Genomic DNA, 13,952 nt, shown 5'->3' with positions numbered 1-13,952 from the left:
ACGGAGAAGCCAACTCGCCGCACTGGAGCCAGCGATGACCCGCAAGACCCGCATCCGCGCCGCCCTCGTCACCGCGGCCGCCCTCGCCACCACCGTGACGGCGACCGTCGGTATCAGTGCCGCCGGCACGGAGAAGGACAGCAAGCCGACCAAGAAGCAGATAGCCGCGCTGTTCGTCGGCTGGAACGCCGCCCTGCAGACCGGTGACCCGGAGAAGGTCACCGAGCGCTACGCCGACGACGCCGTGCTGCTGCCCACCGTGTCCAACAAGATCCGGACCGACCACGCCGGGATCGAGGACTACTTCGAGCACTTCCTCCAGAACAAGCCTGTCGGCAAGAAGACCAAGACGATCATCAACGTCCTGGGCAAGAACTCCGCCATCGACACCGGGTCGTACGTGTTCACCCTCACCGACCCCAAGACCGGCGAGAAGCGCAACGTCAACGCCCGCTACACCTTCGAGTACGAGAAGCGCGGCGGCGAGTGGCTGATCGTCAACCACCACTCCTCTGCGATGCCCGAAGGCTGATCGCCACGCAGAGCCCTCCACCGGGAGCGTCCCGCAGGGCCACGGTTCCGCCGTCGTCGGTCACCAACTGCTTGACGACGGCGAGGCCGAGACCCGAACCGGAGCGCCCCGTCAGGCCCTGGCCGCGCCAGAAGCGGTCGAAGGCGCGGGACTTCTCGGGGTCGGACATGCCGGGCCCCTGATCCAGCACCGACAGCACCACCTCGTCGCCCCGGGGCTCGTACCGGACCGTGATCGTCGCGCCGTCCGGCGAGACCTCCAGGGCGTTGGAGAGCACGTTGTCCAGGACCTGGTCGAGATGACCGGGACTGGCCAGCACAAGCGGCCGGCCGTCGGCAACTCCCCCAAGAGCGATGGTGACACCTCGCTCGTCGGCGGCCGGTCTCCACACCGAGAGGCGTTCGGCGACCACGTCGTGCAGGGACAGCGGTTCCGCCACCGTCACCTTCGCCTCGGCGCGGGCCAGCACGAGCAGCCCGTTGACCAGACGGCTCATCCGGACCACCTCCGCCGTCGCCTGCTCCACGTCCTCCCGTACGAAGTCGTCGTCCACCCCGTCCGCGATGTTGTCCAGCGACAGCCGCAACGCGGTGAGGGGCGTACGGAGCTGGTGCGAGGCGTCCGCGACGAAGATGCGCTGCGCGGCGACCAGCGTGTCCAGCCGTTCCGCGCCCTGGTTGAGCGTGCGGGCGAGGGTCTGCGTCTCCGAGGGGCCCGTCACGGGCGAGCGGGCCGTCAGATCGCCGTCGCTGAACTTGCTTGCCATGTCGTTGAGTTGACGCAGCGGACGGGTCAGCCGGCGGGCCACCAGCGCGCCGAGACCGGCCGCCACCGCGAGGACCGCCACGGCGAGGATCGCCCGGAACCCCCAGATCTGCCACAGCCGGCGAGTGAGGTCCGAGGTCGGATAGCTGATCCGGACCGCGCCCACGACCCGGCCGTCGGCCGTCTTCGCGGGCGCCGTCGCCGTCAGGGCCCCGCCGCCCCAGTGCGCCGTCGCGCGCGCGGGCGCGTCGGCGGCGGGGAGCACCTTCATCGTGCCGGGCGTCTCCTGGGCGTACCGCTCGGACATCCGGGTCAGCGTGGCCTTCGAGGCCGTCGAACCGTCCGACAGGAGCAGCGCCATCGCGGCGACCTCCCGCCGTACCGAGTGCTCGGTGTCGCCGCGCAGCTGCGCGGTCAGCGTGAACGCCACCGGCACGGTGAAGGCCGCCAGCGCCCCGGCCACCAACAGCACGTAACTGACGATCAGTTGGCGGATCATGCCGAGGGCGCGCCCTTCTCCTCGCCCGTGTCCCCGCCCGCGATCTCCAGCCGGAAGCCCACCCCGCGCACCGCCTCGATCGTGATCGCGCCCGCCAGCTTCCGCCGCAGCGCCGCCACATGGACGTCGAGCGTCTTGGTCGGCCCGAACCAGTTCGCGTCCCAGACGGCTTCCATGATCTGCTCGCGCGACATCAGCGCGCCCGGCTCCTCGGTGAGGAACGAGAGCAGGTCGTACTCCTTGGGCGCGAGCGCGACCTCGGCGCCGTCCAGGTGGACGCGGGCGGCCTTGCGGTCCACGGTCAGCCGGGAGCCGTACCGGTCGGGTCCCGGCGCCTCGGCCGTACGCGGCTGCACGCGGCGCATCACCGCCCTTATCCGCGCGATGACCTCCCGTACGCCGAAGGGCTTCGAGACGTAGTCGTCGGCGCCCAGCTCCAGACCCACCACCCGGTCCGTCTCGTCGCTGCGCGCGCTGATCACGATGATCGGCACGTCACCGCGCCCGCGCAGCGCCTTGCAGACGTCGAGACCGTCGGTGTCGGGCAGCCCCAGGTCGAGGAGCACGACGTCGTACGGGCCGGGGTGGGCCAGCGCCGCGGCGCCCGTGGTCACCCACTCCACCTCGAAGCCGTAGCGCAGCAGGCCGCGTCTGAGCGACTCGGCGACCGGTTCATCGTCTTCCACCAGGAGTACGCGCACGAGACCGAACCTTAGTGCTTGAAAATTAAGTCACAGCCCTCCCGTGTGACACGCCGCACTTTTCCGAGTGGGCCGCCCACGAGCAGGGCAGATGCCGTTCTGGAGCGGCCGAAGATGCCGGTAGGAAACCGGAGGAAGCCCGAAGGAAACCCAGATGATCGCAGGGTGAGCGGGACATCTCACCATGCGATATCGGGGCAGGGAATTTCGGCCGCTCGTTAGACTGAGCCGACCGCAGTACATGTGTATGTGCGGGTAGAGACGGACTGAGCGAGGAGCGCACGTGGGCCTTGTCGTGCAGAAGTACGGAGGCTCCTCCGTAGCCGATGCCGAGGGCATCAAGCGCGTCGCCAAGCGGATCGTGGAAGCGAAGAAGAACGGCCACCAGGTGGTCGTCGTCGTTTCCGCGATGGGCGACACGACGGACGAGCTGATCGATCTCGCCGAGCAGGTATCTCCGATGCCTTCCGGCCGGGAATTCGACATGCTGCTGACCGCCGGGGAGCGGATCTCCATGGCCCTGTTGGCGATGGCGATCAAAAACCTGGGCCACAGCGCCCAGTCGTTCACGGGCAGCCAGGCAGGCGTCATCACCGACTCGGTCCACAACAAAGCCCGGATCATCGACGTCACGCCGGGCCGCATCCGGACCGCGCTGGACGAGGGCAACATCGCCATCGTCGCCGGTTTCCAGGGTGTCTCCCAGGACAAGAAGGACATCACCACGCTCGGCCGCGGCGGTTCGGACACGACGGCCGTGGCCCTCGCGGCCGCCCTCGACGCCGAGGTGTGCGAGATCTACACCGACGTGGACGGCGTGTTCACCGCCGACCCGCGCGTGGTGAAGAAGGCCCAGAAGATCGACTGGATCGCCTTCGAGGACATGCTGGAGCTCGCCGCGTCCGGCTCCAAGGTGCTGCTCCACCGCTGTGTGGAGTACGCCCGCCGCTACAACATCCCGATCCACGTGCGCTCGTCCTTCTCGGGACTGCAGGGCACCTGGGTCAGCAACGAGCCGAAGCAAGGGGACCAGAAGGTGGAGCAGGCCATCATCTCCGGTGTCGCGCACGACACCTCGGAGGCCAAGGTCACGGTCGTCGGTGTTCCGGACAAGCCGGGCGAGGCCGCCGTCATCTTCCGCGCCATCGCCGATGCCGAGATCAACATCGACATGATCGTGCAGAACGTGTCCGCCGCCGCCACCGGTCTGACGGACATCTCCTTCACCCTCCCCAAGACCGAGGGCCGCAAGGCCATCGACGCCCTGGAGAAGGCCAAGAGCGCGGTGGGCTTCGACTCGCTGCGCTACGACGACCAGATCGGCAAGATCTCCCTGGTCGGCGCCGGTATGAAGACCAACCCGGGTGTCACGGCGGGCTTCTTCGAGGCGCTGTCCGACGCGGGCGTGAACATCGAGCTGATCTCGACCTCCGAGATCCGCATCTCGGTCGTCACCCGCGCCGACGACGTCAACGAAGCGGTGCGCGCCGTCCACACGGCCTTCGGTCTCGACTCCGACAGCGACGAAGCCGTCGTCTACGGAGGCACCGGCCGCTGATGGCCAGTGCCCGTACGGGACGTCCGACGCTGGCGGTCGTGGGAGCGACCGGAGCCGTCGGCACGGTCATGCTCCAGATCCTGTCCCAGCACGCGGACATCTGGGGCGAGATCCGCCTGATCGCCTCACCCCGCTCGGCCGGTCGCAAGCTGGCCGTGCGCGGCGAGGAGGTCGAGGTCGTGGCCCTGTCGGAGGAGTCCTTCGACGGGGTCGACGTCGCGATGTTCGACGTACCGGACGAGGTGGCCGCGCTGTGGGCGCCGGTCGCCGCCGCCAAGGGCGTGGTCGTCGTCGACAACTCGGGTGCCTTCCGGATGGACCCCGACGTGCCCCTCGTGGTGCCCGAGGTGAATCCGCACGCGGTCCGGCTGCGGCCGCGCGGCATCATCGCCAACCCCAACTGCACGACGCTCTCCATGATCGTGGCCCTCGGCGCGCTGCACGCCGAGTTCGGGCTGCGCGAGCTGGTGGTCTCCTCGTACCAGGCGGTGAGCGGCGCCGGACGCGCCGGCGTCGACACCCTGCGCCGGCAGCTCTCCCTCGTCGCGGGTACGGAGCTGGGGACGAACCCCGGTGACGTACGGCGGGCCGTGGGGGACCTGACCGGGCCGTTCCCCGAGCCGGTGGCGCTGAACGTGGTGCCCTGGGCCGGGTCGCTGCGCGAGGACGGCTGGTCCTCGGAGGAGATGAAGGTGCGGGACGAGTCCCGCAAGATCCTCGGTCTGCCCCGGCTGCCCGTCGCCGTCACCTGCGTCCGCGTGCCGGTGATCACCACGCACTCCCTGACCGTCCACGCCCGCTTCCAGGGCGAGGTCACCGTCGACGGAGCGCGCGAGATCCTCGCCACGGCGCCCGGGGTCGTCCTCTTCGACAACCCCGCCGCCGGTGAGTTCCCCACCCCCGCGGACGTGGTTGGCACCGATCCCACCTGGGTGGGGCGGGTCCGCCGGGCACTCGACGATTCGACGGCACTCGAACTGTTCGTGTGCGGGGACAACCTGCGCAAGGGCGCCGCACTCAATACCGCACAGATCGCCGAACTGGTCGCGGCCGAGCTCAGAGCCGCCCGATGAGCCCGCCGTCCTGCGTGAACCCCGTGCCGCTCACCGTGAAGTTCTCCGCCCGGAGTGTCCGACAGCCGGAATCTTGCTGGCGATCCATGGATAAGTTTGTAGGATCTGTGTGAACTTTGTGGTCCGGCCATGGTCCGGACCACTTGGACCCGGGATGCCTGGCGTTCGAAGAAATTGCTCCCCGCCCTCCGCAACCGTGCGGAGGGCGGGGAGCGTCTTTGCGGACGCCCTTCAGGGGGCATCCGGGGCGCCACGGCATATGGGGCATAGGGGAAGAGCGGGTACGTATGACGGCACTTGGGGCATCTTCAGGGGTGCGATCGGGCGCGGGGCCTGACGCAAAAGTGATGCCTGTCTCGTACAACCCTTACGGGGGTAGGCGTGTCCAACTGGCGTGGCAGAGGTTCTCGAATTCACCGCGGTACAGACGAGGGGTACAGCCCTTCGTCCACCCCGCCGACCCCGCAGCCCCGGCACGCCCGGCGGCATGCCGGTGATCGCGCCGATGCCCGCAGCGCGGCCGACCCGCATACCGAATCAGCGTGACGGCGCCGAAGGCCCCGTCGAGGACAGCCTGGCGGCCGGCACCACGGTCGACCACCTGACCGAGACCTACCGCGCCCACTACCGGTCGCTCCTGGGTCTCGCGGCGCTCCTGCTCGACGACACCGCCTCCTGCGAGGACGTCGTCCAGGAGGCCTTCATCCGCGTGCACTCCGCACGCAAGCGGGTCCGCGACCCCGAGAAGACGCTCGCCTATCTGCGCCAGACCGTGGTGAATCTTTCGCGGTCGGCCTTGCGCCGACGCATCATCGGCCTCAAGCTCCTCTCCAAGCCGATGCCCGACATGGCGAGCGCCGAGGAAGGCGCCTACGACCAGTTGGAGCGCGACGCCCTGATCAAGGCGATGAAGGGCCTCCAGCGCCGCCAGCGCGAGGTCCTGGTCCTGCGCTACTTCGCGGACATGACCGAGGCTCAGGTCGCCGAGACGCTGGGCGTGTCGCTGGGGTCCGTGAAGGCGTACGGCTCGCGCGGCATCGCGGCGCTGCGCGTCGCCATGGAGGCGTCGGCATGAGCGGGTACGGGAAATGGCGGCGACGCGACGAGGACCCGCGCCCCGGACACGAGCACGAACACGAGCAATCGCACGCTGGGAACGAAACTGTGAATCACGGCCCCGAAGGACAGGATCACGGCGGGCAGAGCCCGGGTGACCACGACCTCGACGGCCAGGGTCTGAACAGCCATGGCCTGGACGGACTGCTGAGCGCCCTGGGGCAGAGCCCCGCGAGTGGCGAGGGCAGCCGCTCTCAGGGCGTCAAGCAGGGCTTCAAGGCCGGTCAGGGCTTCGACGAGCTCGGCTCGGACGAGCTGGCGCTGCGCAGGCTGCTGCACCAGGCCGTCGACGAGATCGAGCCGACCGACGGCACGCTGGAGCACCTGCGGCGCGCGGTACCGGCCAGGCGGGCCCGCAAGCGCCAGGCCGTCGTCGGCATGGCGGCCGCCGCGCTCTTCATCGGCACGGCGATCCCGGCCCTCGTCCACGTCTCGAACGCGACCGGGTCCGACGCCGACCCCTCCATCGCCGGCAACAGCTCGCAGACACAGGGCGGCTCCAGCCAGGGCAAGGAGACGGACGGCGGTTCGCGCGCCTCCGGCGGCTCGTCCAGCACGTCCAAGGGCACCGACAAGGGCAAGGACGGGAAGAAGGACAGGGACAAGGACAAGGGTCCCGGCACCGCGACCGGCGGTGCCAGCGCCGGCCCTTCGGCCTCGGTGGCGGTCGCGTCCGAGTGCACGGCGACGCAGCTCGGCGCAGGCGCCACTTCCGTCGGCACTCCTGACTCCACCGGCGCGATCTACGGCTCGCTCCCCATCTCCAACATCTCCACCACCGCCTGTACGGTCACGGGCGCGGGCGGTGTGTCCACGGCTGTGGCAGGCGCGGCGGACGCGTCCAAGGTCAGCGTGGTCAACCATGTGGCGGGCGACGCGGCGGTCGGGCTGCCCGACCCCGCCACGGAGGTCGCCCAGCTGCTGCTGCAGCCGGGAACGTCGTACGTGGTGAAGTTCGCCTGGGTTCCCTCGGAGACGTGTCCGACCACTGGTGGAAGCACCGGGAGCACGGACCCGTCACCGGACCCGACGCCCACGGAGGGCTCCACCGACACCGGCGGCACGACCACCACCACGGACGGCACCACCGGCACGTCGGCCCAGCTGGTCAGGGAGGACGGGGTGGCCGACGGCAGCGTCACCGTCTCGCTCACCGCACCGGTGGGCTCGCCCATGGCCTCGGCGACCGTGTCCAACGCGTGCGCGGGGACGGTGTACCGGACGGGGATGCTGGCGTCCTGAGGACCGGACCGGTCCCGGGTTACGGGATCGGGGTGCCGGCGGCAGGGGCCTCGGTCCCAGCCTCGGTCTCGACCCCGGCCTTGGTCCCGATCTTGGACTCGGTCCCGTCGGGGATGATCCCCAGCTCGGCGTCGCGGGCGAACTCCACCTCGCGGCGCAGCAGCCGGAACCACATGAACACCACGAAGCCCGCGAAGACGAACCACTCCCCGGTGTAGCCGAGGTTCTGGAACGCCTTCAGGTCCAGCCCGGTGTCGTCGGGCGTGGTGGCGGGCACCGCCTTCATCCCGGCATCGGCGTCGGCGAGCGTGATCCAGGCGTCGTACAGCTGCTTGTACGGCACGAGGTTCACCAGGGACGCCGAGCTGATCACGCCGGTCTGGCCCGCGGGAAGACCCCCGGCGGCGTTGACCCCGTTCGCCCCCGGGCTCTCCGGTGCCTGCAGCGCGCCGGTCACCGTGACCTCACCGGTGGGCGCGGCCGGCGCCTTCGCCGGGTTCGCGTCACCGGGCAGCCAGCCCCGCACGACGGGCAGCACCGAGCCGCCGTCCGTGCGCAGCATGGTCAGGACGTAGAAACCGTGCCTGCCGTCGAGCTCGCGGTCCGGCACGAGCAACTGCTTGCCGTAGCGGCCGGTCGCGATCGCCTGCTTGCCGGAGGTCACCTTGTCCACGGGCAGCAGCTTCGCCAGCGGCCGGGCGGCCTGCGTCTTGGCGGCCTCGGCCTGCTCACCGGCGCTGCGGTGGTCCTGCACCCGGTCCTCGAACCGCCCCAACTGCCATGACCCCATGAAGATGCAGAAGGGGATGGCCAACAGCACGAAGACGTTGATCCCCCACCAGCGGGGCGTCAGCAGAAACCGGTACACGCCTTCCACGGTACGGGGCAGGGGAGCGGGGCCGGGTCGCGGGGTCGAAGGCGTCCTCGCCTGCCCACGATCGGACCGGCTGTCGGCCCGGCGGGCGAGTTGTCCACAGGCTGCGGATCCCGGCGGCGGATTGTCGTGCAGGGCAGGCACTATGGGGCCATGACTGAGAGCAACGCGGCCGGGCCGGCCGTCGAGACCACGCCCGACGAGACCATGCCCGACTGGGAGAAGCGTTTCCGGGCACCGCGGGTGTCGCTGCCGGACTGGGCGGAGGACGCACCGCACCGCTCCCTGTTCGTCTCGAACGCGACAGGGACGTACGAGCTGTACGCGTGGGACCGCTCGACCGGCGAGCAGCGCCAGGTCACCGACCGGCCGAACGGCACGACGGACGGGGTGCTCGCACCGGACGGCGAGTGGATCTGGTGGTTCGACGACAAGGACGGCGACGAGTTCGGCGTCTGGCGGCGACAGCCCTTCCACGGCGGCCCCGACGAGGAGGCGACCCCCGGCCTCGACGCGTCGTACCCCTCCGGACTGGCCATCGGGCGCGACGGGCGCACGGCCGTGGTGGGCCGCTCGACGGACGAGGACGGCTCGACGATCCATGTGGCCCGGACCGGCGAGGCCCCGGTGGAGATCTACCGGCACCGCGAGTCCGCCGGCGTGGGTGACTTCTCCCACGACGGTTCACTGATCGCGATCGAGCACACCGAGCACGGCGACGCGATGCACTCGGCGCTGCGGGTGCTGCGTCCGGACGGCACGACGGTCGCCGAGCTCGACGACACCAAGGGCGGCACGGTCGAGCTGGGCCTTGAGGTGCTGGGGTTCGCCCCGGTCGACGGGGACACCCGCCTGCTCATCGGGCACCAGCGGCGCGGCCGTTGGGAGCCGCTCGTATGGGACGTCGTGACCGGCGAGGAGAGCGACCTCGCCCTCGACCTGCCGGGCGACGTGGCCGCCGAGTGGTACCCGGACGGCTCCGCGCTGCTCATCGCGCACGGCTTCGAGGCCCGCAGCGACGTGTGGCGCTACGACCTGGCCTCCCGCGCCCTGGAGCGCGTGTCCACGCCGCCCGGCACGGTGTCCGGGGCGACGGCCCGGCCCGACGGCAGCGTGGAGTACCTGTGGTCCTCGGCGGCCGAGCCGTCGGTCGTCCGCTCCACGACAGGTGACGTGGTCCTGGATCCGCCGGGGCTGAAGTCCCCGGGATCCGTTCCCGTGGAGGACGTGTGGGTGGAGGGCCCCGGCGGTCGCATCCACGCCCTGGTCCAGAAGCCCGCGGGCAGCACCGGCCCCCTCCCCACCGTCTTCGACATCCACGGCGGCCCGACCTGGCACGACAGCGACGCGTTCGCGGCGGGCCCGGCGGCCTGGGTGGACCACGGGTACGCAGTGGTCCGCGTAAACTACCGCGGCTCCACCGGCTACGGCCGCGCGTGGACCGACGCCCTCAAGCACCGCGTCGGTCTGATCGAGCTGGAGGACATCGCGGCGGTCAGGGAGTGGGCGGTGACGTCCGGCCTGGCGGACCCCGACCGCCTGATCCTCACGGGCGGCTCCTGGGGCGGATACCTCACCTTGCTCGGCCTCGGCACCCAGCCCGACGCGTGGACCCTGGGCATCGCGGCAGTTCCGGTGGCCGACTACGTCACGGCCTACCACGACGAAATGGAAGCCCTGAAGGCCATGGACCGCACCCTCCTCGGCGGCACCCCCGAGGAGGTCCCGGCCCGCTTCGAGGCCTCGTCCCCCCTGACCTACGTGGACGCGGTCAAGGCCCCCGTCTACATCTCCGCCGGCGTCAACGACCCCCGCTGCCCCATCCGCCAGGTGGAGAACTACGTCGACCGCCTCGCCGCCCGCTCAGCCCCCCACGAGGTCTACCGCTACGACGCCGGCCACGGCTCCCTCGTCGTCGACGAACGCATCAAACAACTCCGCCTGGAACTCAACTTCGCGGAGAGGCACTTGGGGAGGTAGGGACCCGGCGAAGCCGCGTTTCTGCGGCGCGTGTGGCGCCGGGTGGCCGGCGGAGCCGCGTTTCTGCGGGCAATCGTGCCGCTAGGGGCGGCTGCCCACCCGGCAGCGGGGGTGCGTGTGGCGCCGGGGGGCCGGCGGAGCCGCGTCATTGCGGGCAATCGTGCCGCTAGGGGCAGCTGCCCACCCACGCAGCGGGGGTGCGTGTGGCGCCGGGGGGCCGGTGGAGCCGCGTTTCTGCGGGCAATCGTGCCGCTAGGGGCGGCACGGGTGGGCGCGGCGGCGCCTCGTAAGCGCCGAGTTGCGTGACCCACCCCCGGCCGGCACCAACCCCGGGTGCGAAGGAAGCAGGGGGCACCCGGGGTTTACCCACCCACCCCTGGTGCCCGGCGACAAGAGGGCGCCCCACCCCACCTAAACCCCCGGAGGGACCCGGCGGCGACCCAACAACTCCGCAAGGCCCCGCCGAGTCGCAGCCAGCACCACCCGGTCCTCCCCACGCAACACGTACGTGGAGGGAAGGTCCCAGACGAGCCCGGCCCCACCCCCACCGGACGCGTCCGACGAGGAGCCGGCCGCCCGATCGGCCCGACGGCCACCCGCCGCCGCCGTGTCCAGCGCAAGCACCCGCCAGGCCCCCGCCCGAAACGCCTCCCCCACGGTCCGCCCCTCCAGCTGAGGGTGACCGGCGACATCCACGGCAGCGAACAACAGCACCCGCCGCTCCACCGGAATCGCCCCGAGGATCTGCCGCCCCATCATGGCCCCGGCAAACGCGGGCGCGGCCAGATGGGACACACTCCGACTCCTGGTGAGCGCCTGCGGATGCGCGGCTCGCAGGGTCCGGTACACGGCGGTGGCGAAGTCGTCGTCGTACAGCCGCAGCACCACCCGTAGATCGGGCCGCACGGACCGCGCGTACAACACGGCCTCAAGATTCATCGTGTCCGCGCTGGTCAACGCGAGCAGCGCATGCGCCCGTTGGATCTTGGCGGCCTCCAGCACCCCTTCCTGCGTCACATCGCCGAGGACCACCGGCACCCGCAGCCGCCGGGCCAGTGCCAGCCCCCGCGCGTCGGGGTCGGCCTCCACGCACACCACGGGGATCTGCAACTCGCGCAACCGCGCCAGCACCCGCGTACCGATCTTCCCGAGCCCGAGGAGCACCACATGCCCCGACAGCCCGCGCGGCGGCCGCCGTAGCGCGGACCCGCTCCGGAACGTCCCGAGGGCCTCCAGTACGGCGGCCAGCAGCACGGGAAGCAGCAGCAACCCGACCATCCCGGACAGGAGTTGGAGGAGCTGTCGTCCGATCGGCTGATCGAGGGCGGGATCGTTGATGGAGAAGAGATCCAGCAGCGTCAGATACGTCGCGTGCAGCGGGGACTCCCGGGTGACCGCCATCGACGCGATCGCGAGGGCGACCACACAGGCCACCAGACCGGCGAACGACCACCGCAGCCGGCGTGAGAAGAGCGAGGCGAACGGTACGACACTGCGGCCCGCGGACAACGCGGGACCGGAGTACGACACTGTTTCGAGTACGACGGTGCCCCGCCCGGTCGCCGCGGCCACCGTCCGTTCGTCGGGCAGGAGTTGGGGCCCCTGGGAGCCGCTGCTCTCCGATCCGTCGGCCCCGGCGGGGTCGCTGGTCGTGGCGGACAGCAGCGCGAGCGTGCAGAGCCCGGGGTCGGCGACCTGCCCCGGCCCGGGCGGCGGCCGTTCCATGGCCCGCAGCATCAGCCCGTCGGTCTGGACGACCTTGCTGGTACCGGCGACCGCGGTGGCGGCGAGGGCCGGAGCGGCGGTGTCGGCGTCGGAGAGAACAGTGGTGGAAGCGTCACCCCCACCGAACGCATCCCCACCGAACGCACCCCGGGAACCCGCCCCTTCGCCGGCGCCCCCACCCGCGCCCCCACTCGCACCCCCTGCTCCGATCCCCGTGGCCAACGCCGAGGCCTGATCGAGCAGTTCCTCGATGTGCTGGCCCAACCGCCGGTTGTAGAGCCGGATGACGAGCCGCAGTCGCGGATTGAGCCGCCGTGCGGTGAGCGCGGCCCGGATGTTCGTCTCGTCGTCGTCATGGACGAGGGCGAGCGCGGCGGCCCGTTCGACCCCGGCGTCCGAGAGCACGGCCTCGGTGAGGTCGGCGGCCTCCAACACCCGCTCGGAACCGGGCGGTTCGGAACTCCGTACGCCCCCGGAGTCCCCGCTCCCACCGGCGCCCGCGCTGCCGCCCGTGTTGGCGCCCGTGTTCCCGCCGCCGTTCCCGGCGGCCCGGGTCACGGCCGCGGACACCCGGTCGAACAGGGTCGAGGCGCGGGCCCGCCCCACCACCGGTGGCCGCACCGTCCGCTGGTCGGGCGGCACGACGAGGGTCACCTGCTCGCCGTAGACCCCGCGCAGCTCTGCTGCCAGCCGGTGCGCCAGGGCATCGTCCCCGCACACCACCATGTGCGCGCCGCCGACCGACCCGCTCTGACCCTGCTGACTCTGGTTCGGAAGGCTCGCCACAAGGGAGAAGACTGCCTCACCGGCACGCCTGGTTCCACAGTGACCTGCGAGGAGATCCGCTTCTAGCGATCCCGGCCCGCCCCTTGGATGAAGCGGATCACGCCGGCCACGTAGTCCTGGGGGTGGGTGACATGGGGAACGTGGCCGGCGCCCTGGAGGGTCCGTACGTCGGCCTGCGGCAGGGCGCCCGCGAGCTTGCCGATGATGGCGGCGAACCAGGGCGGACTCTCGGTGCCCCCGGTCAGCAGTGCCGGGCCGGTGTAGCCGGACAGGCCCGCGAGGTCGAGCATCGGCCAGCCGGGGTCGGCCTGTTCGTCCAGGAAGGTCGGGGCGTTGCGCACGAACGTCTCGCGAACCTGATCCGGAACCTGCTCCCAGGCGCCCGGCCCGAAGGCGACCTCCTCCACGAACTCCCGGGCCCCGGCGAGGGATTCACCCGCCCGAAGCCGGTCGAGCACGGAGTCGATCCTCCGGCCGGCCGCGTCCATGAGCGGCTGAAGGTCCGGATCACCGGCCACGACACCCATCAGTGGGGGCTCGTGCGCGATCAGCCCGCGGAACAGTTCAGGCCGCCGAGCGGCCAGCCCCAGCGTGGTCGACGCTCCGAAGGAGTTGCCCGCCACATACGCCGGCGCGAACCCCAGCTCCTCGATCAGCGCCCCCAGGTCGTCCTCGTCCTCGGCACGCGACCCCTGCCCCGAGGGCCGCTCGCTGAGGCTGTGCCCGCGCCGGTCGTAGACGAGCACGCGATACCGCTCCGCGAGCGCCGGCAGGACCGCCCGCCAGTTGTCGTGATCCCCCCAGGACCCGTGCACCAGCACCAACGGCTCTCCGGAACCGGCGATCTCATGAAACAGCTCGACCCCGTTCACCCGCACTCGTCCCATGCCGGTTCTCCTGCCGTTTCTCCCACCGTGCCCCTGCGACTCTCGGCCGTCCTCCCATTCACCCACCCCGTCCCTCCGCACGCACCCCGAGCGCGCCAAGTAAGCCGGCCGCCGATACGACTCCCGGGGCGCGGTCGCCCACACCCTCCTGACCTGCGGGTTTCAGCGCCCCACCGACGGCCCTGGCCGGCTGAAACCGCATTGAAGCCACGCT

General features: G+C 71.1%; 11 protein-coding genes. 6 read left to right on the top strand and 5 right to left on the bottom strand.

Features of this window, described 5'->3' with window-relative positions:
* The first annotated feature begins 34 nt into the window (after positions 1 to 34).
* A complete protein-coding gene (locus ABZS97_RS05520) occupies positions 35 to 532 on the top strand; it encodes an SgcJ/EcaC family oxidoreductase (RefSeq protein WP_356133848.1) in 498 nt (165 codons plus the stop codon).
* On the opposite strand, the gene ABZS97_RS05515 is transcribed toward ABZS97_RS05520, so the two are convergent.
* Together ABZS97_RS05515 and ABZS97_RS05510 are read right to left on the bottom strand one after the other, a co-directional pair.
* Complete coding sequence (locus ABZS97_RS05515) at positions 498 to 1,796, bottom strand: HAMP domain-containing sensor histidine kinase (protein WP_356133846.1); 1,299 nt, start codon at positions 1,794 to 1,796, stop codon at positions 498 to 500. The two genes, ABZS97_RS05520 and ABZS97_RS05515, sit on opposite strands and share 35 nt — an antisense overlap.
* Positions 1,793 to 2,497 carry a response regulator transcription factor gene (locus ABZS97_RS05510; protein ID WP_356133844.1) on the bottom strand — a complete coding sequence of 235 codons (705 nt, stop codon included), beginning with the start codon at positions 2,495 to 2,497 and terminating at the stop codon, positions 1,793 to 1,795. Before ABZS97_RS05510 ends, ABZS97_RS05515 begins: the two co-directional genes overlap by 4 nt.
* Before the next feature lie 283 nt (positions 2,498 to 2,780).
* On the opposite strand from ABZS97_RS05510, the gene ABZS97_RS05505 reads away from it, so the two are divergent.
* The 4 genes from ABZS97_RS05505 (at position 2,781) to ABZS97_RS05490 (ending at position 7,486) form a co-directional block, all read left to right on the top strand.
* Complete coding sequence (locus ABZS97_RS05505) at positions 2,781 to 4,055, top strand: aspartate kinase (protein ID WP_356133842.1); 1,275 nt, start codon at positions 2,781 to 2,783, stop codon at positions 4,053 to 4,055.
* A complete protein-coding gene (locus ABZS97_RS05500) occupies positions 4,055 to 5,128 on the top strand; it encodes an aspartate-semialdehyde dehydrogenase (RefSeq protein ID WP_356133840.1) in 1,074 nt (357 codons plus the stop codon). The genes ABZS97_RS05505 and ABZS97_RS05500 overlap by 1 nt, the downstream gene beginning before the upstream one ends.
* 394 nt (positions 5,129 to 5,522) lie before the next feature.
* Positions 5,523 to 6,203: a SigE family RNA polymerase sigma factor gene (locus ABZS97_RS05495; RefSeq protein WP_356133838.1), complete on the top strand. Its 681-nt coding sequence runs from the start codon at positions 5,523 to 5,525 to the stop codon at positions 6,201 to 6,203.
* Between the two features lie 89 nt (positions 6,204 to 6,292).
* Positions 6,293 to 7,486: a hypothetical protein gene (locus ABZS97_RS05490; protein ID WP_356133836.1), complete on the top strand. Its 1,194-nt coding sequence runs from the start codon at positions 6,293 to 6,295 to the stop codon at positions 7,484 to 7,486.
* A 19-nt stretch (positions 7,487 to 7,505) separates the two neighbouring features.
* On the opposite strand, the gene ABZS97_RS05485 is transcribed toward ABZS97_RS05490, so the two are convergent.
* Positions 7,506 to 8,354, bottom strand: coding sequence for an SURF1 family protein (locus tag ABZS97_RS05485; protein ID WP_356133834.1), 849 nt, complete (start codon positions 8,352 to 8,354; stop codon positions 7,506 to 7,508).
* 159 nt (positions 8,355 to 8,513) lie between these two features.
* Between ABZS97_RS05485 and ABZS97_RS05480 the strand changes: the two genes are divergently transcribed.
* Positions 8,514 to 10,340 (top strand): prolyl oligopeptidase family serine peptidase, encoded by a 1,827-nt coding sequence (locus tag ABZS97_RS05480; protein WP_356133832.1) that lies wholly within the window; start codon positions 8,514 to 8,516, stop codon positions 10,338 to 10,340.
* Positions 10,341 to 10,751: 411 nt separating this feature from the next.
* Here the strand turns inward: ABZS97_RS05480 and ABZS97_RS05475 are convergent, their stop codons facing one another.
* Together ABZS97_RS05475 and ABZS97_RS05470 are read right to left on the bottom strand one after the other, a co-directional pair.
* On the bottom strand, positions 10,752 to 12,791 hold the full coding sequence (locus ABZS97_RS05475) for an NAD-binding protein (protein ID WP_356133973.1): 2,040 nt from the start codon (positions 12,789 to 12,791) through the stop codon (positions 10,752 to 10,754).
* Positions 12,792 to 12,913: 122 nt separating this feature from the next.
* A complete protein-coding gene (locus ABZS97_RS05470; protein ID WP_356133830.1) occupies positions 12,914 to 13,738 on the bottom strand; it encodes an alpha/beta hydrolase in 825 nt (274 codons plus the stop codon).
* Positions 13,739 to 13,952: the final 214 nt, after the last annotated feature.

The sequence above is a fragment of the Streptomyces sp. NPDC005485 genome, from assembly GCF_040606085.1.
In the GTDB taxonomy this organism is placed as follows: Bacteria; Actinomycetota; Actinomycetes; order Streptomycetales; family Streptomycetaceae; genus Streptomyces.
The sequence above is the reverse complement of the archived record's forward strand: the minus strand, read 5'-3'. Positions and strand labels throughout refer to the sequence as shown.